The sequence below is a fragment of the Nonlabens sp. genome, from assembly GCF_039941875.1.
Lineage (GTDB): Bacteria > Bacteroidota > Bacteroidia > Flavobacteriales > Flavobacteriaceae > Nonlabens.
This window is the reverse complement of sequence record NZ_JBDVDQ010000019.1, coordinates 11,931-36,287: the sequence shown is the minus strand read 5'-3', so window position 1 is coordinate 36,287 and position 24,357 is coordinate 11,931. Positions and strand designations below refer to the sequence as shown.

Below are 24,357 nucleotides of genomic sequence, written 5' to 3'. Positions count from 1 at the left end.
TATTAAAGAATATAAAACTCGTTTCTGCACGGTGCAAATTTAACATATAGCTAAAGTGTTAAAAACTCTTTAACCATATATTAACTTTGTGAAATTAACAATAGTCTCTAATTTTTTAACAAAACATCGTGAATACTTCTCACAAAACCCCTCAAATTTTGAAGATCTTCATTTACGATAACAAAATCACTCAACATTATTCTTTGAGAATCAGACCATTGTTTGCTCATTCTCAACCTCACCTCTTCTTCTGTAACTTTGTCACGGGCCATAACCCTTCTATATCTTTCTTTTAAAGATGCAGTTACCAAAATAATCTGGTCACAAATTTCATTCCCTTTAGTCTCAAATAAAATTGCTGCTTCATAAATTACATAGGGTGCATTTTGTTCACTTACCCAGTTATCAAAATACTGTCTTACAGCAGGATGAAGTATTTTATTCAAAGAACTCAATAATCCCTGATCATTGAAAACCTTTGAAGCTATAAATTTCTTATTCGGGATTAGTTTGCCTACATTATCAACTGTATAAGATTCGTCACCTAATAGATCTTTAACAGCACTTATTACAGTTTCATCAGTAGCTAATAGCATTTTAGAAGCATTATCTGCAATAAATAGAGGAAGGTTTAGTTTTTCAAATTCCTTTGCTACTGTAGTTTTACCACTACCTATACCTCCTGTCAACCCTATTATTTTCATTTACTTAATAGTTAGAACTTGAATTTGTTTAGGTAATATACGAGAAGAAATCATATTTTCATTATTTAATCTCACCTCTGGTACTATTGCCGTATTGAGATCATTAACCTGTTTATAATCAACTATAACCCTAACATCACTATCATTTATTTTATCAAACTGAGCTATTGGGGTAGAATAAACTACAGTCACTTTTTCTGGTATAAGCTTCACCTCTAAATTAATAGGTGCATTAATTAATTGCACATAAGATTCTATACTGCCTTCTGTCATTTGAGTAGAGACAATAGTAAGAGCAACATTAGGGTTCTCAAATCTCAAGTCTGGATATTTTTCATTAAGATTTACATTAATAGAAGTTATAGAATCGCTTACAATTATTGGTTTACCAGCAACCCTTATCTCTTTAAGTCCAGCTACGGCAGTATCATTCCCTGTTACTGTAACACTATCCTGCGTAAAAGCAGGTTCTCTCAAAGGGACAAAATTTGAACTATACTCAATTTTAAAGTCATTAACCAGAGGTACTCTTTTTGAATCAAATCGTTTAACATTGATAGGGATCTCTTGATCTTCTACATTAAGAATCTCATATGAAATCTCCTTGGAGCGTTTCATATTTTTTAGACTTTTAGATGGATTAAAGAATAACGAATCATTCCTACTGTATGTATTTTTCTTAAAATCTAGATTTAACCTGTGACCAAAAGTTTTTTCCCATATAAGAGTAAAGCCACTGGCGCTTATTTCTACCGGAATTAATATTTGATTAATCGTAGAGTTAACAACGATATCTTCTGGCACGTTGATAAAGTTAACATTAAACTCAATCTCTTCCTTATAAACATCTTTATACTTTGAGATAAACCATAAACTAGCCACTACAATTACAACTAATGGAAAACCGACATATTTTTTATACCTCATTATAATCTATTTAAAAAAAAGTTTTGGGAATGCTTTTTTTTCATCTTGGCCTAAAAGATTAATTTTTAACCAAGAATGTAAAAAACCTATTCCATAACCCAATAGCTGGATCATAGCTGCCACAGTAGCTCCTAGACCTACTTTTAATCCATTTTTAATCCCTGCATGTATAAAAATAGTGAGTATATATATGAGGTACAATAATATAGGCACCCCATATCCTAATGTACTTAAAATTAAAGAAACTATAAAAAACAGACTAAATAAAGTAGGGAACCAATATGTTATTTTTCTAGTCTCTGGATGCCATTTATTTAATATTACCCTGACTTTACCAAACTTATTGACTTGCTTGTAAAACAATTTCCATGAGATACGTCTTTCATGATAGACATAAGCATCTTTAATCAATACAGTTTTAAAACCCTTATTCCATAATCTAATACTTAAATCTGGATCTTCACCTGGATGGATTTTACCAAAACCTCCAGTAGCAATAAATGCCTTTTTACTTATCCCCATATTAAAGCTGCGAGGCTGGAATTTACCTAACTGCTCACCTCCACCTCTTATACCTCCAGTAGTAAGAAAAGAAGTCATTGAATAATTAATAGATTTTTGTAAATCAGTAAATGTAGCATGCGCAGCATCAGGACCGCCAAAACAGTCTACATAATTTTGCTTTAAATATGTGTCCACATTTTGTAAATAATTTTCTGGAAGTATACAATCACTGTCTAGAATTAAAAAATAATCGCCTATAGCATGGCGCATACCATAATTTCTAGAATCACCTGGGCCAGAATTAGGTTTAAATAGATAGTTAATGTTTACGCTTTCGCGAAAGCGAGAACAAACAGACTCACTACTTAAAGTAGAGCCATCTTCTACAATAACAACTTCAAATTCAGTGTCAAAATTTAAAACAGAAATACTATGGAGAAGTTTTTCAATCTCGTCCGGCCTGTTAAAAACAGGAATTATAATAGAATAATTTATCACATTCACAATGTCAAAAATAGTCAATAAAAAAAGGCCATTCTGTAAAGAATGGCCTTTTTATTATTTAGGTATAAGAATCTAGTTTCTCAACACTTTCACCGTTTTGTTTTGCTCTCCAGAGATCACCTCTATAAGATACATTCCAGAAGGGAAAGTAGATAAATCTATTCTAGTAGCAGACGCATTAGGTTTTACAACTAATAGTTGCTGTCCTAATAAGTTTCTTACTACTAAACTATCAATAACTTGTTGACCATTAAAGTCAACTATATTATCTGTAGGGTTAGGATAATAAGTGAAATCAAAAGTATCCACATCATTAACACCAGCAGTACCATCTACAGTAAAGTTATCTACAAAGAAGTGAATATCTTCTCCATCTGCCACGGTACCATTAGTAGCACGGAAACCAAATCTAACAACACCAGAATAAGCATTAAGAGGGAAAGTCTCTAATTGACCAGTTGCAGATACATTATCAGAAGCTTCAAAAGTTTCAATTATGCTCCATGTAACACCACCGTCCGTAGTAATCAAGAATTGAACCTGATCATCACTACCAAAATTACTAGCAAAAGTATCGTCAAACTCAGTTAACGCAACATCAAAACTAGCAGTATATGAACCACCAGCAACTCCTAAATCAATTTCTGGAGTTACTAACCAATCACCATCACCACCATTGTTCCAAATATTAATACTTGCCGCTTCACCAAATACATTAGTTGGATCATTAGCAAAGTCAACATTTGTCCAATCACCATCTAATCCATTAGGACCAGTCGCAACATCAGTATTATCTCCTTCTCCCCAACATATTCCAGGGAAAGTTGCAAAATCATTACCTGGCGCACCAGCAATTGTTCCGTAAGGAGCCATAAAAGCAACACAATCTGTAGAGAAGCTTTCTACTACTGACCAATCACTAAATAGTCCACCACCACAATCTGCACGAACATATACATCGTAAGGTGTACTAGGAGATAAAGCTGTCACTGTATAAGGATTAGTTGTCACACTTGTTCCGTTAGAAGTAGGCACTCCACTTCCTGAAGTAACAACAGCAACTTCCCAAGTTGTAGCATTACCGTTCTCTGTCCAATCTATTACCGCAGAATCACCAGTGATTGCAGAAACAGAAACACCATCAGGAGCTAAACAGAAAGCGCCACAAGTTTGAATTCTCATTAAATCAACAGCAAAATCACCTACGAAACCACCTTCATTACCAGGCTCTTCAGTACCAGTAATTTGAATATAGATAGTTTGACCTATTAAAGAAGAAGGTAACATTGCACCCACTTCTGCATAATCATCTGCTCCAGAATTTTGTAGTTGTCCTACATAAGTAAAGACACTTGTAAAAGGACCAGTTGCACTAGTACCATAAGCCACATCAAAAATAGTTTGATCACCACCAAAGGAATGAATAAATAGAGAAAGCTCTAACTCAGCATTTGCCCCTGTTGTTAGATCAATAGGAGGAGAAACAATAGATGCTGGACCTACATTTGTTCCTGTTGTTTCAAAAAACAAGTAACCTGCACCATCATGAGGACCATTAGGTCCTGTTCCCGTAGAACCAGTAGCAGATGTTCTACCAAAATTCCAATCACCACTAGTTGTACCAGTACCCACATCTCCAGTCCATGAAGTAGCAATGGTATCAAAGCTATCTTCCCATATATAACCAGGAGCACCTGTAGCACATGAAACACCTTGAGGTGAAGCCGGGAAAGTTCTTACCGGTAAAGGGTTAGTAGTAGGACTAATATCCATAGGATTACACACAGAAGAAACTCTTACTTCATAAGGAGTATTTGGAGATAAACCATTTAAAATATAATTAGTGTTTGTCATAACACCTGTAACAGCGGTTGCTGTACCTGTACTAAAATCTGGAGTCGCATATTCTACTATCCATTCTGTTTCTGACAAACCAGCTGTCCAAGATAAATCAAGATTATCACCACCAATTGTATTCACTACAACTCCTGTTGGGTTAGGACATGATGGTATTAATTCATAATTGATATCATCAAGATACATTGCATCAAAACCAGCTACTTGAACAAATCTAAAAGCAATATGACCACCTGTTGTTGTCAACGATGTGAAATTAACCGTTTGTTCTGCATAAGTATCATCTGGTAAATCAGCATCAACAAAAGTTTCTACGACAGTAAATGTTGAAATATCATTAGGGTCAGACATAACACCCACTTCAAGACCACCATTATCTCTATCATATGCAAAGAATCTTACTCTCTTTGTAGCATCAAGATCAGAAAACTCTGGCATTACATAATACACACCTGCAGAGGTATCGCTACCACTGTATAGATATATATGTTGATTACCACTATTTGCAATTAAATCTTCCACTTCTACTAAAGGAGCTGTTGTACCTGTAGCATTAGTAAGTATTCCATTATCACATACAAATAAATCGTCTAAAGGATCATTTTCATAATCTGTAAAATAAGGAGCTGTAAATGGCACACAAGTAGTTGTGAATTGGAAAGGTCCAACCCAGTCACTTGCAGATGTTGCACTACATACAGTTCTATAATACACCTCATATGGAGTCGCTGCTATTAACGTATTATCTGTAAAAGATGTGGTCGCTATAGCTGTACCTGGCGAAGTAGGTATTCCTGTACCATCTGCTTGAATAACGTACTCATAAGAACCTGCTGGAGTTCCTAAAGTGTCATTAAAACTAAAATCACCACCTGTTGTTCCCAAGTTAGAAACTGCAAATGAATCAGGATTAGAACAAAATGCTCCACAAGTTTCAATTCTCATTAAATCAAGAGCTATATCTCCTACAAAACCACTAGTAGGATCTACAGCCGTAAGCTGTATATAAATAACTGAGCCCAATACAGATGCTGGTAATTGCGCACCGATTAAAGCAAATGAATCAGCTTGAGCAGTTTGAATAGGTCCTACGTAGCTAAAGACGCTAGTAAATGGTCCAGTAGCAGAGTTAGAAACTCCTATTTCAAATTCTGTAAGATCACCTCCAAAACTGTGATAGAAAAATGAAAGTTCTGCCTCATCAGTAGCTGCTGTTAAATCAATAGGAGGAGAAACAATTGAATTGTTACCAGCCGCAGTTCCTGAAGTTTCAAAATATACATAACCAGTACCCTCTTCAGGTCCATTAGGTCCTGTACTACCAGAAGGTGTACCACCAGCTCTACCGAAATTCCAGTTACCACCTGTTGTTCCAGTTCCTACATCACCAGTCCATCCATTATTAGCATCAAAATTATCTTCCCAAGCAAAAGCGTTGTCATTGTTAGAGCAAGAAACACCTTGAGGTGCCGAAGGTAAAGTTCTAATCGTAGCAGGGTTTGTAGAAGGACTAATATCACCAGGTCCACAAACTGCAAATACTCTTATCTCGTATGCAGTATTAGAAGTAAGCATATCTAATAAATAACTAGTACTAGTCATTACACCTGTTTGCGTACCTAAAGAACCTGCACCACCTGGAGTAAACCCTGGTGTACCATATTCTACTATCCATTCTGTTTCTACTCCACCTGCTGTCCATGATAATTCTACAGAGCTGTCTGTTAAGTTATCTAGGGTTACAGCACTAGGTTGAGGACAATTAGGAATCTCTTCATAATTTACATCATCTAAGTACATAGCATCAAAAGTTCCTGCAGGATTAAATTTAAATGCTACCCAACCACCAGTAGTAGTTAAAGATGTAAATTCAACTGTTTGCTCTGCATACGTATCATCTGGTAAATCTGCATTTGTAAAAGTTTGAGCTACTGTAAAAGTAGTAGCATCTGAAGGGTCAGTCATAGTACCTACTTCTAAGCCACCTAAATCTCTATCATAAGCAAAGAATCTGACACGTTTAGTTGCATCTAAGTCTGAAAATTCTGGAAGAATATAATAAATCTCTCCAGATGCTCCAGCAGAACCACTGTACATATAAATATGTTGAGACCCTGAATTTGCGATTAAATCTTCTACTTCTACTAAAACACCAGTACCAGAAACAATGCTGTTATCACAATTACCTAATCCATCTATTGGATCAGATTCATAATCTGTAAAGTAAGGAGCTGTAAAAGCTGCACAATCCGTTGTAAAGGTAAATGGTCCAATAAAAATACTTTCATCACCAGGAGCACAAACCGCACGTACCCAGTAATCATAGTTCGTATTTGGAGACAATCCACTTACTGTAGTTAAAGGAGAAGTCGTTACATCTATTACAGTACCTATTTGAGCACCAGTATTTGGAACAAAACCTGGCGTACCTACTTCTACATCCCATTCAGTTTCAGAACCACCAGCAGTCCAAGAAAGATCAGCCGTTGTAGAAGAAACAGCATCAACAGCTAATACATCTGGAGAAGGACAAGTAGGAGCCGGAGCACAAGTTACATTTGCTGTCCAACCATCTCTTAGCCCAGATCCATCAGTAGACCAAACCAAAGTTATACAACCAGAAGCACTTGTACCGATTAGAAGTTCTTGAGTTAAATCACCTGTACCAGTTGTACCATCCCAGCACCATTCTGTATCTCCACTTGGCGTATTAATAGTAGGAAAAGTTGTATCTGGTCCATCATAAATAGTTAATCCGTCAAAACAACCACTAAAACTATCTTCCATTTCATTAGTAAGGAAATTTAAATAAACTACATCACCTATATTATCAGGACATATATTATAAACAATATCTTCATTATTTTGATACTGTCCAGAAGCACCTCCGGAATCAACAAATAAATCCCCTGCGCAATAGTCCGGAGTCGTTGATACAGTACTACACGATTGTGCTGACACATCATTAGTAGCACTGTCACAAATAGCTGTTACACAAATTTCATATTCTGTATCACTAAGTAACCCACTTAGTACAACATTTTCGACAGTAGGATTAGGTGAAACAACAGTAAAAGCAGTTGTACCAACCTCTCTATATTCAACTAAGTATTCCGCAGCGGTTGAATTATTTGTCCAAGAGAAATCTAAACTTGAAGACCCTACCGTACCGAATACCAATTGTGTTGGTTCTGGACAAGATGGTGCCACTTCGTACGTTACATCATCAATGTAAATAGCATCAAATGTTCCTGCTGGATTAAATTTAAAAGCAATATAACCACCTGTAGTAGTTAAAGAATTAAAATAAGCTGTCTTTTCTTCATAAGCATCATCGACTAGATCTGAATCCGTATACGTAACTAGAGAAGTAAAGGTTGAGATATCAGAAGGATCTGACATTACTCCAACTTCTAACCCTCCATTATCTCTATCATTCACATTGAATTTTATACGCTTATCAGAGGATAAATCAGAAAATTCAGGAAGAATATAAAAAATATCTGCTGTAGCATCACTTCCACTATACATGTAGATATGATTAGAACCAGAGAAGGCGATAATATCTTCAACCTCTACCAAAAGATTTGTACTACCAGTAATTATTAAAGAATTATCACAATTATTCAAAGAATCAACAGTGTCCAATTCATAATCAGTAAAATAGGGAGCAGTAAGCGCAGAACAACTAGTTCTGAATTCAAATGGACCGACCCAATTACTTGTACCATCTACACCACAATTAGATCTAACATAAAATTCATAGACCGTATCTGGTGATAATCCAGACACACTATAAGGATTAGTAGTTGAAGAAGCTGCGATAGTTGCAACTCCAGAATCTACTACAAAACCAGCAGCACCTATTTCTAGATCCCAGTTAGTTGTTGATCCTAACTCTGTCCAACCCAAATCTACGGAACTACTAGTTAAAGCTGAAATATTTAAATCATAAGGATCTACACAAGGAGGAGATTCTAAAACTAATAAATTATCAATGGCCATATCACTAGTAAAAGAGGTACCACGTGTACTTCTAAATACTACTTGAATATTTTGCGATGCAAATGAAGCGATAGGAATAGCTACGGTTGTGAAAGGATCATCTTCATCTGTTTGTTGTTGTCCAGATAAAGTAAATACAGTAGTATCAACTCCACCTGATCTAACTACAATCTCCAAGGTACCCATAGTTGCGCCATACATATGATAATCAAAACTAATTGCAGGAGTGGTAAGGGCCGATAAATCAATAATTGGTGAGATCAAATCAGTAATGTCACCTGTCGTTCCTCTAGAAGATTCGGTAATAAAATAATTACCACTTGAAACACCAGGACCTGTAGAACCAGAACCTGTTACCGCTGTAGCAACAGCAACCCAACTGTACGCAGAAGGACTATCTGCAGACCAACAATTTTCATTTTCAAAATTATCAGTAGTAGCTGGTGAACCTGTAGCACGTACTGTAAAACCTGTTTCAAAATCTTCACTAAATGGAGATGTAAACGGCAAACACAAAGTAGAAAAAGATTCTTGAACCCAACTACTGTAATCTGGTTGTAATGGATCACAAACTGCGCGAATAAACACATCATAGGTTGAAGCATCTGTTAAAGCATCTATTAAAAGAGAAGTGCTTGTAGGATTAGGAGACACAGTTGTTCCTTGCCCTGTACCTGGAGCGGTAATTGTACCTGCTAAAGCATATTCTACTTCCCATTCAGTTTCAGCACCACCTGCTGCCCAAGAAATATCTAAAGACGAATCAGTAATAGTTGCAGCCTGAATACCTGAAACAGCTGGACATGAGATTAAAGTTGTCGCAGTGTAAGGTCCTTGCCATAAGCTAAAATCCCCCATACCACAATCATACCTTACATAAAAACTATATTCTGTATCTGACATCAAGTTATCTACAGAAGCAAAAGTTCCAAAATTTGAAGTAACTGTAGTTCCAGATGGATCTCCTTGATTAAATGGAGTTGGACCATAATTAACTTCATAATTTGGACTAGTATTTCCATTTGCATCCCATTGAAACTGAACACTATTTGCAGTTTGTGTAACAGGACCAAAATTAGAAGGAGAAGGACAAGATTCTGTAGTAGTAAAAGTCACAGGGCCTACTGGATTACTTAAATCAGAACCTGCAACACATACTGCTGTCACATAAACATCATAAGTAGTTATACTACTCAAACCTGATATTGTTGCAGGATTAGTAGTTGCTTGAACCGTTACACCACCTGAACCAGGAGTATAAGGACTTACACCATACTCAATTTGCCATTCTGTTTCAGAACCTCCATTAGTCCAACTGATTTCGGCATCATTTGCAGTAACCATAGAGAAGCCAGTATTAGTCACTACAGGACATGTAGGACAAGATGCAGTACCAACAAAAATATCCATCATTGAAGTTTGCGCAATAGGAGTCTGATAAACCAATAAATCCTCAGAGTCTATTAGTTGAAATTCTCCATCACCTGTAAGAAATGGAGCTCGGTAATCAATATCTATTGTAGACATATTATTTACCGAAATAACATAAGTTTCAGTCACAGGAGCACCTGTAGGACTAGCATTTAAAACACGATAGGTAGTTAAAACACCATCAATGGTGACATCAACTCCTGCGTTAGCGGTGGCATTATCCCCACTAACCCAATCATTACCAAAAAAATCTGTAACCTCTAACGTATAATTACACTGTGCTTGTGCATTAAAAGATAAGGTTAACAGAAATAAGGTAATTACAGTAACATAAATTTGTTTCATAATTATTATTTAAGGTTTTTTTTAAGAAGGCCCTTAAACTAAATAAATAAATGTAATAACCAACTACAATTGTTAATTTATCGTTAACCTGACTTTAATTTAGGTTAAAAAAAAAAGGATCACCGTTAAGTGACCCTTTTTAAAATAAACTTTAATAAATACTACTCCTTAATAAACCTAAAAGTTTCAGCAGCAACATCACCTTTGATTTCAATTAGATATATACCAGAAGGTAACTCATGAACATTGATTTCTGCACTATTTTCTATTTCTCTAGACTTCACAATCTGTCCCATGAGGTTATAAATAGTCAATTTATTAACAGAAACATCAGTTTGTACATAAAGTGTTGTAGAAACTGGGTTAGGGTAAATTACAAATTCCGCTTTCGCGAAAGCGTTATTACTAGCAGCACCATCAATTTCAAAAACACCCACATGGAAATCATAATCTTCAGCGTCATCTATATTTCCGTCACTAGCCAAGAATGCAAATTGAACCGTACCTGTATAACTAGACAAGTCAATAGTTGAGCTAGTTCCAGTAACAGCAGGTTGATTAGCTAGATTCCATGTCATTAACGAAGTCCATGTAATTCCATTATCAGTAGTTATTAATAAATCTACCTGATCATCAGAACCCATTACATCCGTATCAGCGGCTGTCGAGCCACCAAAACCAAAATTAGTAACAGCTACTTCTACCGTTAACACATCATTACTTGAGCCTGACATATCAAATTGCTCTGATATCAACCACTCTCTATCGACATTTTGCCAAAGATTGATAGCGTTAGAAGGCACAACTACTCCTGCAGAATTTTCATAAGACCTACCTTCTCTCCAATCAGAGCTTCCTAATCCTATAGGACCATCTACAATCTCACCATCAATAGCTTCGTTCCAACATTGGTTAGGAACATTAGTTGTAAAGTCCGTAACGTATGGATATTGGGTAACAACATCACATAAAGTCGTAAATGTTACTGGCCCAACCCAGTTTGAAAAATCACCTGACCCACAATCAGCTCTTACGTAAAGATCATAAGTGGTTTGTGCCGATAAGCTAGAAATTGCTTGTGGATTTGTAGAAGTAAGATTTTCATATACCGCACCAGCTGTGCCTTGAGCTACAGTTGTAGGTTGAACTTCAACTTGCCAAACTGTAGCAACACTTAAGGAAGACCATGATGCATTTGCAGATGTAGAAGATATTGCATCAACTACTAAACTTGAAGGCTCTAAGCAAGAAGGAGGCGCAGAACATGTATATAATGCCTCCCAACCTGCATTAGCTATAGAACCATCAGAAGTAAACCTAATAGTTATTGCGCCATCTGCATTATTAGCTCTAAAAGTAGCAGGACTTTCTAAATCATTAGTAAACGGAGTAGCTGTAACATCTATTCCATCAAAAACTTCTAAAGTATCACAACAAGTTTCTACATCTACCAATGTAAAATCTAATGTTACTAGGTCCCCTACATTATCAGGGAAATAAGTAATTGTGTAGCTCTCACTATTTTGATAATCACCAGTTGAACCACCAGTATCATAAATAGTATCTCCACAAGCAGCAGTGGTTGTAAAACTTAAAGGCCCAGTAAACACGCTTGTTCCACTACCACAGTCAGCTCGTACATAAAAGTCATAAGCTGTGGCAGTAGACAATCCTGTCGCAAGATATGCAGTACTAGTAACTACATCAGTTGGAACTCCTGTAGGAGTAGTTCCTGCTGGAACAATCTCTACATCCCAAGAAGCCTCTCCACTTCCACCAGAAATCCATGAAAAGTCTGCAGTATCTGAAGTTACGTTTGCCACATTTAAGCCAGAAGGCTCTGTACAAGCAGGTAAATCTTCAACAACAAATTCATCTATATACATATTCCATCCATCTGTTCCATTAGGTGGTATTCTAAATGCTATGTAAACATCTCCTGTATAAGCAGATAAATCAATTATCTCTTCTTGATAAGTAGTATTACCATACATAGCAACAGGTAATAATGTAGCTGTAAAATCTGCAGCATCAGTTCCTGTAGTGGAAAGTAACACTTCCATATCGTTAGGCTCTCCAGCAGACTGAGCCCTATACATATACTTTAATCTCTGAGCACCTGTTAAAGTAAGTGCTGGAGAGATTAAATAATCATCATCCACTCCACCATTAAAATCTGTATTAATAGAAGCCGCTTGATCACCAGCTGCAGTTGTAGTACTATCTAAAATCCACTGATCGCCATCTCCATTCTCATCTAATACCGTCCAACATCCTTCTGTCGTGCTAGTAGAATCAAAAGTTTCTGTAAACGGAACAGCAAAGGCATTACACGCTGTCTGGAAATTACTTGTCGCTGACCATGGGCTAAAGCCTCCTGAAGCACATGCTGATCTAATATAAAAATCATATGAAGTATTATCAGTTAAACCACTTAAAGTATAAGGGTTTGTTGTTGCAGTAACAACAGTACCTGTACCAGGTGTAAACCCTGGAGTACCATATTCTATCTCCCATGAAGTTGCCGTTCCTCTTTCTGTAAAGGCAATATCTGCTGATGAAACTGTAAATCCAGAAGTTTCAATCATAACAGGCTCATCACAATCTGGAGTTATTTCAAAACGTACATTATCAATATACATTCTCCATCCATCTGTCGTTGTAGGAGGTATTCTCCACGCGACGTAAACATCTCCTGTATAAGCAGAAAGATCGACAACCTCTTCAGCATATGCTTCGTTAGAATACAATGTAAGCGGCACCAACGTTGTAGTAAAATCTGCAGCAGCATTACCTGTAGTAGAAATTAAAACTTCCATTTCGTTAGGCTCTCCATTTGATTGTACTCTATATTCATATCTAAGTCTATCAACACCTGTTAATGTAATAGCAGGAGAGATTAAATAATCATCATCTGCACCAGCATTAAAATCTGTATTGATAGCAGCCACTTGATCTCCTTCACTAGCATTAAATGCATAATTTAGATCCCATTGATCACCATCTCCATTTTCATCTAAAACGGTCCAACAATCCTGAGTTGCACTAGTAGAATTAAACCCTTCTGTAAAAGGCACTGTAAATGCTACGCAAGTAGTTCTTCCAGTGACAGGACCTAACCATGCACTTTCATCACCTACTGAACAAACTGCTCTTAAATAGAAATCGTAAGGTGTATTTGCAACTAAACCAGTAACAGTTGCTGGGTTAGTTGTTACAGGAACTAAAGTACCTGAACCTTGAGCCGCTCCTGCATCTACATATTCTATCTCCCAAGCTGTTTCAGCACCTCCATTAGTCCATGACAAACTCACACTATCAACCGTAGAAGAATCTACAGCAAGTGCTAAAGCTGCAGGACAAGATGGAGCTTCATCAATCGCAACATTATCAATTGCTATATCAGATTCAAAGCTAGTTCCTCTTATTGCTCTAAAAACAATTTGAAAAGTCTGACCTGAAAATGCACTCAATGCAACATTGAAATTTATATAAGGATCTGTGTCTGCAAGTTGCTGTTCACCAGTTATTGTAGCTACTAGAGTCTCACTCGCTCCTGATTTTACCAAAACTTCTAAAGACCCAATGTCAGATCCAGCCATATGATAATCAAAACTCAAGGCTGGAATAGTCAATGCGCTAGTGTCAAAAGAAGCAGTATTTAACTCTGCAACATCCCCAGTGATTCCACTTGAACCCTCTGCATAGAAATAATTACCTGTTGTAATTGATGGATCAGGACCTGTATTACCTGAACCAGTTAGAGTTCCTGGAGCAGCTATCCATGCATATGCAGAATTTACTGCTGAGTAACAATTTTCTGAATCAAAATAATCTGCCGTACCAGGAAAATTACTCGTAGTAGTTGTGAACCCTGTTTCGAAATCTTCAAAATAAGGTGCTATAACTGGATCACATTGCGTAATACCTGTAACAGGTCCTACCTGTAAACTTTCATCACCGACACCACAGTAACCTGTAACGTAAAAATCATATATCGTATTTTGAGTTAAACCAGTTATCGTTACTGGATTAACAGTAGAATTAACAACAGTTCCCATTCCTGGTGTAAAACCAGGAACACCATACTCAATATTCCATTCTGTTTCAGAACCACCTGCTATCCAAGAAAGATCTATAGTAGTATTAGTGGAACCATCAAATGAAAGACTCGTAGGCTCTAAACATGAAGGAGGAGCTGCACAAATATACTCTGCTACCCATCCTGCCCTAGCAACAGAACCATCAGAACTAAATCTTATAGTTATCGCACCATCAGGATTAGTTGCTCTAAACATAGCTGGATCTTCTAAGTCAGTAGCAAATGGTGTTGCAGTAACATCAAGTCCATTAAAAACTTCTAAAGTATCACAACAAGACTCTACATCAACTGAAGTAAAATTCAAGGTAACCACATCGCCTACATTATCAGGTGTATAGGTAATCGTATAACTTTCGTTATTTTGATAATCTCCAGTCATACCTCCTGTATCAAAAATATCATCGCCACAATTTGCTGGAGTAATTAATGTATCACAAACTGGTGTAGATCTATCAGTAGGTGCACAAACTGCAATTACACAAATATCATATGATGTCCCAGAGGAAAGACCTGTTAATGTAAAAGGATTAGAAGTAGCAGTAACTAAAGTACTAACACCTGCATCTGTAGTGTATTCTATTTCCCATTCTGTTTCAGTGCCACCATTAGACCATGCAATATCGGCACTAGTTTGATCTACATTACTAAAAGCAATTCCAGAAATATCTGGACATGATTGCAATGTAGAAGCAGTATAAGGTCCTGCCCAACCACTAAAATCACCCATTCCACAATCAATTCTTACATAAAAATCGTAAGATGTATTTGATGTCAGACCAGTTACTGAAGCAAATGGAGCTGAAAAACCAAGAACAGTTGTCCCACCTGCCCCTTGTACATAAGGTGAGGGTGCGTATTCAATTTCATAATTACTAGAAACGTTACCATTTGTATCCCAAGTAAACTGAACAGTATCTGCTGATTGAGTTACAGGATTAAAAGCACTAGGTACTGGGCAGGAATCTGTAGTTGTAAAGTTCAACGGCCCTTGATTGCTACTTATATCACCCATTCCACAGTCAGCTCTCACATAAACGTCATAAGATGTGCTCGCAGACAACCCTCCTATAGTCCAAGGATTTGTAGTTGCATTATCAACAGTACCGGATCCTGGTGTAAAACCTACTGGCCCATACTCTACTTCCCAAGCTGTTTCTGTACCAGTTGCTGTCCATCCTATCTCTGCCCCTGTAGCAGTTAAATTATCGGATGTCAACATAGTCACAGCAAAACATGTAGGACAAGTAGCAGTTCCAACATAGATATCCATCATAGATGCTTGATTGATAGGTGTAGCATAAACCTCTATACCTTCAGAATCAATAAATCTAAAACTACCATCTCCTGACAAAAATGTAGCTCTATAATCAATGTCTATAGAATCACCATCATTGACTGTTATAGTATAATTTTCTACAGCTGGCGCACCGCTCACTGTTGCTGGATCCATAATTACATAAGTTGTTGTCGTTCCTGCTATGGTCACATCGACACCTGCATTTACACTCAAGTTATCACCGGAGTCCCAGTCATTCCCGAAATTATCGGTAAGCTCTAGTGTATAATCACATTGCGCCATAGACACTGTTGTAATTAAAAACACTAATATTAATAGTAGTTTTTTTCTCATTTCGTTTTGGGTTAAATTATTGAGCTTCTAATGTAATGATTTTAGTATTATTAACATTGACTTAATAGTATATTTTATTATTTGAATAGCAATTTAACATTTACGTTTTCGCGAAAGCGATAAAACACAAAAAAGCCTTATCAAATGATAAGGCTTTAAATAATTTAAAATAAATATAAATTTAGAACTTTTCAATTACTTCCTGACTTACTCCTGTATTAGAAAAACCTCCATCATGGAAAAGGTTTTGCATAGTAACTTTTTTAGTATAGTCAGAAAATAAAGTCATAGTATACTCAGCACAATCCTGCGCCGTCGCATTACCTAACGGACTCATTTTTTCTGCATAATTTATAAAACCATCAAAACCTTTAACACCACTACCAGCTGTCGTAGGTGTAGGTGATTGAGAGATAGTATTTACTCTTACCTTCTTATCTTTACCAAAGAAGTAACCAAAACTACGTGCAATAGATTCTAGATATGCCTTATTATCTGCCATATCATTATAATCAGGAAAAGTACGTTGCGCAGCCATGTAAGTCAAAGCTACAATACTTCCCCACTCATTCATCGCATCATTCTTATGCAACGTTTGCATTACCTTGTGAAAAGAAACAGCACTCACGTCCCATCCTTTTTCAGTGTATTTATAATTTTGATCTGTATAAAGATTTCCTTTTCGGACATTTACACTCATACCTATAGAATGAAGGACAAAGTCTAATTTACCTCCTAATATCTCTACCGACTTACTTACCAAGTTTTCAAGATCTTCAATACTTGTTGCGTCTGCAGGAATAATCTCGCTTCCAGTTTTTTCAGCAAGCTCTTTAATTTGCCCCATACGCATAGCTACAGGAGCATTAGTAAGTACAAATGCAGCTCCTTCATCATGAGCTAATTGTGCTGTTTTCCATGCAATAGAATTCTCATCTAGAGCACCAAATATAATTCCTCTTTTTCCTTTTAATAAATTGTAAGCCATAATTCTTGATTAGGTAGCAAATATATAAAACTAATTGAGTAGCGCACGAGCATTTTCTCTCGCAGCGTCAGAAATTGTCCCACCACTTAACATCTGGGCTATTTCTTCTAATCTTGCGTCTTCATCAAGTCGCTGAATAGTACTCACTGTCTTATTATTTTCTGTTATTTTTTTTACGATTAAATGATCATTTCCTGACGCTGCTATTTGTGGTAAATGTGTAATAGCCATCACTTGCATTCCCTCACTCATAGACTTCATAATAACCGCCATCATAGTAGCGATAGAACCACTGACACCAGTATCAATCTCATCAAATATAATAGTAGGTAATCTTTTACATCTAGCAAGTATAGATTTAATGGCTAGCATTAATCTAGACAGCTCCCCTCCAGATGCTGCCTTATCTAACGACAACAACTGCGAGCCTTTATTTGCTGTGAAAAGAAATTGTATTTGATCTATCCCTGTTTCTCCATAAAAACCTAACGGTGTTATATCTACTTTAAACTGAGCATCTGGCATTCCTAATTCCTTAGCTATACCCAACACATCTTTTTCTAAAGCTGCTTTGTACTGAATTCTTTCTTTAGAAATTTTAGCTCCTAATTTTGTAAGATTTAATTCAGCATCATTCAATTTCTTTTCTTGCTGTTTTATCTTTTTATCGAGACCTTGAGAAACAAAGACTTTGTCTGCCAGCTCATCTCTAAGCACTTTTAGAGAATCTACCGTATCTACTTGGTGCTTTCTATACAGATCTTCTAATAATCTTATAGAATTATTAATTTGAATTAAACGTTCTGGGTCTGCCTCTATTTTATCTGCCTCTACAGAAGAATCTTGATATATATCTTCTAGTTCTAAAAGCACAGAAGAAAGCCTATCTTTTAAAGAAGAATACACTGTTGAGTATTCACTAATTTTTGAGAAATTATTTTGCAAATGCCTTAACTTATCTAACATACCTAGATCATCCTCAGAAATTGCGTTATTGAATTCTGTAAAAACCTCAGTAATACTCTCTACATTACTTAACTGCTCATTCTCTTCTTCTAGTGCAACTTGATCTAATTGATCTAAGCCTGCCTCTTCTAATTCTGATAATAAAAAATTATTATAATCTAACTCTTTAGAAAACTGAGCTTCCTGACCTTGTAATTTCTTAAGTTCTTTCTTTGCATTATTATATACAAGTAATTCATTTTTATAACTACTGAATAGTTGGGACGCAGGCTTTTTTGAGTCCTTAGTGTTTTCAATAAGAAACGCATTCAACACCTCTATCTGAAAAGTATCCTTAGAAAGTTGTAATGTCTGGTGCTGAGAATGAATATCTATAAGACGCTTACCTATATTATTCATAACAGAAAGAGTCACTGGAGTGTCGTTAATAAACGCTCTACTTTTACCAGAAGGCAAAATCTCTCTGCGCAAAAAACTTAAGTTTTCATAATCGAGATCTGCTTCTTCAAATAAATGCTTTAATTCTAAATCTGAAATATCAAACTGAGCCTCTACAAAACATTTGCGTGAAGTATCTCTTATAGCACTTAAATCTGCACGGTTACCTAATATCAATCCTAATGCACCTAATAAAATTGATTTACCTGCACCAGTTTCTCCAGTGATCATGGTAAGTCCATTTTGAAGATCTAATTCTAACGAATCGATCAGTGCAAAATTCTCTATTTGAATATGATTAAGCAATTTGTTTACAGCTATTTAAGCAGTTAAAGAACCACCAGTTTATAAAACATAAATCTAGGTAAAAAGAAGGAAGTAAAAAAGTGCTTACACCTTAATATTGCGCCATTTTGAAGACTGATTAGGCGCTAGCTTTTGCAGTGAGCTTTTTACATTCCTTATATCTACAGCCGGTCCAGAAGAGTAAATACTCATTATCTCGTCTGCCTTTGCATCAAAAAATGTACGCTGCAATAGACTATTAGGCCTGCGACTGTGCAACTCCTCAAATTGCATGATGTATTTCTTTAATTTTATTTTACCAGTCTTAGAATCTTTAGAAAAAGCATCTAATCCTTTTATATGGTAATCATACATCACATCTCTATACTCTTTATAGGTATCTGAAAGCATATCGTCATTAAGTCTAAATCTACTAAGCAGCCCATCACTAGCTTTCCATCCAGTAACTCCTTGAGAACTTTGAGCTAGATTTACAATAGTTTGCGCTTGCTCGTGAAACTCCTGCCCACCTCTTTGCTCAAAAGTATCTGCATCTATACCTAATGTAGTATAAGCATAGAAAGAAATGAGAGATATTAGATTATTTTCAAATTGATTTGCATTATAAAAAAATGGCGCATATTCCACATATTCAAAGGCGATATCATTGTCCTTAAAATTGAATATAGGAGTAGAATAAGAAGAGTTATAAACTGGTCTAGAAACAGATATTTGAAAATTCCCACTAAACCTATCGTTGTCATAATTAGTAACCACAAAAACTAGAGAAGCATTAATTTTTTCTATCTCTTTAAATTTTTGATCTGTCCACTTTGTATTATTTAAAAACTCCTGCATTGAAGTTTCTAAAGTCGTAAAAATAGTCTGATTAGGCTGTGCCACATTCTGGGCATTTACCTGTACAGTAAAATTAAGCTCTTGAGCGCTTACAGTTAACACTGCACAGAATAAAACAAGAAAACTATAAAATCCTTTTAATAATTTCATCTACGATATCTTTTGCTACTTCAGTTTTCGGTTTAGTCTCAAATCTTGAGACATTTTTATTCTTATCTATAATCGCAATTTTGTTAGTATCCACACCAAAACCAGCACCTTTATCTCTCATAGAGTTTAATACTAGTAAATCGGTTTGTTTCTTTTCCGCTTTCGCGAAAGCGTGCTCTAATTCATTCTCTGTCTCTAAAGCAAACCCAACTAAAAATGGTTTTTGAGCCATAGCTCCCACACTAGCTAAAATATCTGGATTCTTGACTAACTCAATAGTTAACGTATCAGACTTCTTTTTTATTTTTTGATCAACAGGATTTGCTGGTCTATAATCTGCAACGGCTGCACTAAATATAGCAATATCTGTTGTAGTAACCATGGAATGCACTGCGTCATACATTTGTTGTGCACTTTTCACATCTACCCTATCTATGAGATTATGATCTGTCTTAACATGACTAGGCCCCATAATCAGCTTTACCGATGCGCCGCGATTTGCTAATTCTAGCGCAATGGCAGCACCCATTTTACCACTACTATGATTTCCTATAAATCGCACAGGATCTATAGCCTCATAAGTAGGACCTGCTGTAATTAAACAAGTTTTATTTTTTAAAGGTAATTTACTTGAGATTTCATTTTCTATGAAATTGATAATCTCTTCTGGCTCTGCCATACGGCCTTTACCAGACAACCCACTAGCTAGTTCTCCATCACCTGCAGGAATCATAAGATTACCATAGGCACTGAGTTGATCAAAATTCTTTTGGGTAGAAGGATGCTTATACATATCCAGATCCATCGCAGGAGCGTAGTACACAGGACATTTTGCACTACAGTATACAGCTAACAGCAAATTATCTATTATACCATTTACCATCTTGCTCATGGTATTTGCAGTAGCTGGAGCTACGATCATTAAGTCAGCCCAAAGACCTAATTCTACATGGTTATTCCATGTATCATTATCATCTTCTTGATTTGTAAAATGACTTAAAACTGGATTTTTAGAGAGTGTAGATAAGGTAAGCGGTGTTACAAACTCTCTGGCAGCTGGGGTCATAACCACCTTAACAGCAGCGCCCGCTTTTACAAGCAGGCGCACTAGATAAGTAGTTTTATAAGCAGCTATACCACCAGTTACACCTAGCAATACATTCTTACCACTTAATACAGACATAATTTTTATTGAATTATCCTTCAGTAGAACTTGTATCTCTAAAATAGATTTTACCTTCTAACCATTCTTCAACTGCGATAGCAGCTGGTTTAGGTAAACGCTCGTAAAATTTAGAAACTTCGATTTGTTCTTTATTTTCAAAAACCTCTTCTAGAGAGTCGTTGTAAGTAGCAAATTCTTCTAGTTTTTCAACAAGTTCTTCTCTTACATCAGTATTGATCTGTTCAGCACGTTTTGCGATGATAGAAATCGCTTCATACATATTACCAGTAGGAGCAGTTAATTCATCACGGTTATAAGTAATAGTCGTGTTAGGAGCTGTTAGGTTTTTAGTATCCATTGTTATATTTTACTTGTATTCTTTGAATTATAATCCTCTATTTTAGCGTGTATATCGTCGGCATCTTCTTTATACTCACTATCAGGATAGCGTTTTGCAAAGGTATCATAATATTTCTTAGCAATGGCTAGTCTTTCAGGAACTAAGTTAGAAAAACTATTCATAGCATATTCATATTGAGATTCTAGCAGATAATACTGAGCATCATCTTGATACTCTGAACCTGGATGATCTACTATAAAATTCTCAAAAGCACTAATAGCCGAAATATAACCACCTCTAAAGTTACCAAAGTGATGGTACTGTTTTGCCGTCTCGTATGCTTTTTTATCTAACTTAGACCTTAATTCGTCTACCAGTAGGTTAGTCTCGTCAGCAAACTGACCAGAAGGATAAAGATTAATATACTCCTGCAGTTTAGCAAGCGCTATATTCGTATCATTTTGATCTTTCGAGTATATAGGAGACATTTGATAATGACTCTTTGCAGCCATAAATAAAGCAAATTCTGCATTAGGATCTGCTGGATGAGATTGTATAAAACGCTCATATTGATAAGCACTATTTACATAACTTCTATCTTCGTATAGAGCCTTTGCATATTTTATAGCCATAGGCGCAGCGCTATCTGTACCTCGATAGGCTGGTATAATTTGTTCAAAAAGCATTAAACTTTTTCCATACTTCCCTTTTGCAAACAATGTATCTATCATGGCTACTTTGACAGCGTTATCTTCTGACTTTAGAGCTTTTTGATAAGAACTACAACTAGCGAGGGTTATGGCTAGAATTAATACTATTACAAGGTTTTTCATACTTAACTTTAATGGGCTGCAAATGTAACTTTTTCTATGGAAAAAGAAAGCCCGTTCACACTGCTTAACGTAATGACTTTAATTCTCGTATAGGTCTAAAAAAGATTTTAATCTTGAACTTAGGTCTTCATCTACTTTTACTAGTGGTAATCTAACGCTGTCGTCACATAAACCTAGATGATGTAATAATGTCTTTATCCCACAAGGATTACCTTGTTCAAAAATCATATCTATACTTGCTGCCATTTTATAATGCAACTCATAAGACTCTCCTACATCTCCGTTTAATGAATAACGTATCATATCAGAAAAATCTTGTGCCATAGCCTGACCTATTACGGATATAACACCTGCTCCACCAGCTAGAGTCATAGCATTTGCAATCATATCATCTCCAGATATTACCAGAAAATCTTTAGGAGTATACTGTATCATATTCATAGCTTGCACTAAATCTCCTGCAGCCTCCTTTATAGCAACTACGTTATCAAATTGAGATAGCCTAACTACTGTCTCAACAGCCATATTAGAACCTGTTCTTCCAGGGACATTATATAAAATTACAGGCAAAGGACTAGCCTCAGACACAGCTTTGAAATGTTGAAAAATCCCTTCTTGAGTAGGCTTATTATAAGCTGGCGATACAGATAAAACTGCTACAAAACCTTCTAAGTCTGCCATTTTCAACTCATTAACTACTACAGCAGTATCATTACCACCTACCCCTATAACTAGAGGTAAACGACCATCATTTGCGTTTTTAATAGTTTTAATTACTTCATGCTTCTCTTCTTTAGAAAGTGTCACACTTTCCCCTGTAGTACCCAGCACGACTAAATAATCTACACCATTATCTACTTGATGGTTAACAATACGAGACAATGCCTCGTGATCTACCGCTCCTTGAGCGTTAAAAGGCGTTACAAGCGCAACACCGGTACCTATTAAATCTTGCATGTTAATTATTAAGAATTTTTAAATATTTCGCAATTTCGGAGATAAATAGCTCTTGATTAGTTAATGGAACGTTAACTGCAAGATCATAAGAACATTCTTCATGAGAAGGATAACCTACTTTAAAACCACTATCTAACTTTAAAGACACATACCGAGTCATTACACTAGGTGTTTCAAAATAGTTGATCTGTAAATCATAAGACTTACCTAATACATTTTTAAAATCTTCTGATGAAATACCGCCAGTCCATTTAACAAGGTTTTTATCAAATAAAACAGCTCCTTCTACACTGTCTTTCTTTGTGTCTTTAGTAAAACCTAGAAGTGTTAAATTTTCTTTAGGAATATGTAAAGTGTTAGCCCACTTTTTAAAAATCTCTATATCAGATGTTTGAGCTGCATCAAAAACCACAACTAGCGTTTTAGGCCAGTGCGGCCTGCGCTCTCTCAAACTATTTTCTAATTTAAGGAACTCTTTACGTAACCATCGCTTTTTTAAAACGTCAAAAATCATGTACTTTTACTACTTATTCTACTTCACAAAAGTAGCACAATAGCACGAAGCTTTATGAAAAAAAATAAGTTAGTAAACAGTAAGGTGATATTTAATTATTCCGCTTTCGCGAAAGCGGTATTATTATCCACCATCTTTCTAGTTTCCTGCAGTCAGAAAGGGTACCAACTTAAAAAAGTCTCAGGAAATCAAACAGCCGTAGACTCAAATTTAAAAAGCACTGAAGAAATCGAGGCTTTTATCGCCCCTTTCAAAAAGTCTTTAGACGGACAGATGAATGAGCAGATAAGCTACAACACTACTTCAATGCATAAGAATGACTATAAGCTCAATACTCCTATAGGCAATATGATGGCAGCTATAGTGAGAACGCAAGGAGAACCTGTTTATAAATCGAGAACTGAAAAAAACATAGACATCGTATTACTTAATCATGGCGGTATACGTGCTGGATTAAATGCCGGACCGGTAACCATGCGTAATGCTTATGAAATCATGCCATTTGACAATGAAATAGTTGTTGCAGAATTAAGCGGCAAACAGGTTAATGAAATGATTAATTACCTAATAGAACGTAAAAGTGCGCACCCTATAGATGGTTTACAAATTTTATTAAATAAAGACGGCTCAGTTAACACGATACTTATAAATAAAAAACCTTTAGACACAGATAGAACGTACACAGTAGCAACTAACGACTATCTTTATAGTGGTGGTGATAATATGAGCTTTTTTAAAGGAGCACCTCTCACTAAAATAGATTACAAAATAAGAAATGCCGTTATCGATTACTTTAAAAAAGTAGACACGTTAAATTTTAAGAGGGATAACAGATTTGACATCCTAAAGTAATT

At 36.0% G+C, this 24,357-nt stretch carries 14 protein-coding genes; 1 reads left to right on the top strand and 13 read right to left on the bottom strand.

The features are described from left to right. Positions 1-107: 107 nt before the first annotated feature. The 13 genes from coaE to ABJF08_RS11585 all read right to left on the bottom strand — a co-directional run bounded on the left by coaE (position 108) and on the right by ABJF08_RS11585 (position 23,503). On the bottom strand, positions 108-704 hold the full coding sequence (gene coaE, locus ABJF08_RS11645) for a dephospho-CoA kinase (RefSeq protein WP_348116402.1): 597 nt from the start codon (positions 702-704) through the stop codon (positions 108-110). Next, entirely contained in the window at positions 705-1,631 is a 927-nt protein-coding gene (locus ABJF08_RS11640) for a hypothetical protein (RefSeq protein WP_348116401.1), read from the bottom strand. 6 nt (positions 1,632-1,637) lie between these two features. Further along, complete coding sequence (locus ABJF08_RS11635) at positions 1,638-2,639, bottom strand: glycosyltransferase (RefSeq protein WP_348116400.1); 1,002 nt, start codon at positions 2,637-2,639, stop codon at positions 1,638-1,640. A gap of 72 nt (positions 2,640-2,711) precedes the next feature. Next, the gene (locus ABJF08_RS11630) at positions 2,712-10,277 is read right to left on the bottom strand and encodes a fibronectin type III domain-containing protein (protein ID WP_348116399.1); all 7,566 of its coding nucleotides are present in this window, start codon (positions 10,275-10,277) and stop codon (positions 2,712-2,714) included. A gap of 161 nt (positions 10,278-10,438) precedes the next feature. Continuing rightward, positions 10,439-16,009 (bottom strand): choice-of-anchor J domain-containing protein, encoded by a 5,571-nt coding sequence (locus ABJF08_RS11625; RefSeq protein WP_348116398.1) that lies wholly within the window; start codon positions 16,007-16,009, stop codon positions 10,439-10,441. Between the two features lie 181 nt (positions 16,010-16,190). Next, the gene (locus ABJF08_RS11620) at positions 16,191-16,997 is read right to left on the bottom strand and encodes an SDR family oxidoreductase (protein WP_348116397.1); all 807 of its coding nucleotides are present in this window, start codon (positions 16,995-16,997) and stop codon (positions 16,191-16,193) included. Between the two features lie 30 nt (positions 16,998-17,027). Further along, complete coding sequence (recN, locus tag ABJF08_RS11615; RefSeq protein WP_348116396.1) at positions 17,028-18,707, bottom strand: DNA repair protein RecN; 1,680 nt, start codon at positions 18,705-18,707, stop codon at positions 17,028-17,030. 84 nt (positions 18,708-18,791) lie between these two features. After that, on the bottom strand, positions 18,792-19,694 hold the full coding sequence (locus ABJF08_RS11610; protein ID WP_348116395.1) for a DUF4835 family protein: 903 nt from the start codon (positions 19,692-19,694) through the stop codon (positions 18,792-18,794). Beyond that, complete coding sequence (gene coaBC / locus ABJF08_RS11605) at positions 19,669-20,877, bottom strand: bifunctional phosphopantothenoylcysteine decarboxylase/phosphopantothenate--cysteine ligase CoaBC (protein WP_348116393.1); 1,209 nt, start codon at positions 20,875-20,877, stop codon at positions 19,669-19,671. Before coaBC ends, ABJF08_RS11610 begins: the two co-directional genes overlap by 26 nt. 13 nt (positions 20,878-20,890) lie before the next feature. Then, positions 20,891-21,217, bottom strand: a complete 327-nt coding sequence (locus ABJF08_RS11600; protein ID WP_348116392.1) for a DNA-directed RNA polymerase subunit omega — start codon at positions 21,215-21,217, stop codon at positions 20,891-20,893. A gap of 2 nt (positions 21,218-21,219) precedes the next feature. Continuing rightward, on the bottom strand, positions 21,220-22,032 hold the full coding sequence (bamD, locus tag ABJF08_RS11595; protein ID WP_348116390.1) for an outer membrane protein assembly factor BamD: 813 nt from the start codon (positions 22,030-22,032) through the stop codon (positions 21,220-21,222). A 78-nt stretch (positions 22,033-22,110) separates the two neighbouring features. Continuing rightward, on the bottom strand, positions 22,111-22,989 hold the full coding sequence (gene dapA / locus ABJF08_RS11590; RefSeq protein ID WP_348116388.1) for a 4-hydroxy-tetrahydrodipicolinate synthase: 879 nt from the start codon (positions 22,987-22,989) through the stop codon (positions 22,111-22,113). Position 22,990: 1 nt separating this feature from the next. Further along, the gene (locus tag ABJF08_RS11585; RefSeq protein ID WP_348116387.1) at positions 22,991-23,503 is read right to left on the bottom strand and encodes a hypothetical protein; all 513 of its coding nucleotides are present in this window, start codon (positions 23,501-23,503) and stop codon (positions 22,991-22,993) included. A 54-nt stretch (positions 23,504-23,557) separates the two neighbouring features. On the opposite strand from ABJF08_RS11585, the gene ABJF08_RS11580 reads away from it, so the two are divergent. Further along, positions 23,558-24,355 carry a 5'-nucleotidase gene (locus tag ABJF08_RS11580; protein WP_348116386.1) on the top strand — a complete coding sequence of 266 codons (798 nt, stop codon included), beginning with the start codon at positions 23,558-23,560 and terminating at the stop codon, positions 24,353-24,355. Positions 24,356-24,357 lie beyond the last annotated feature (2 nt).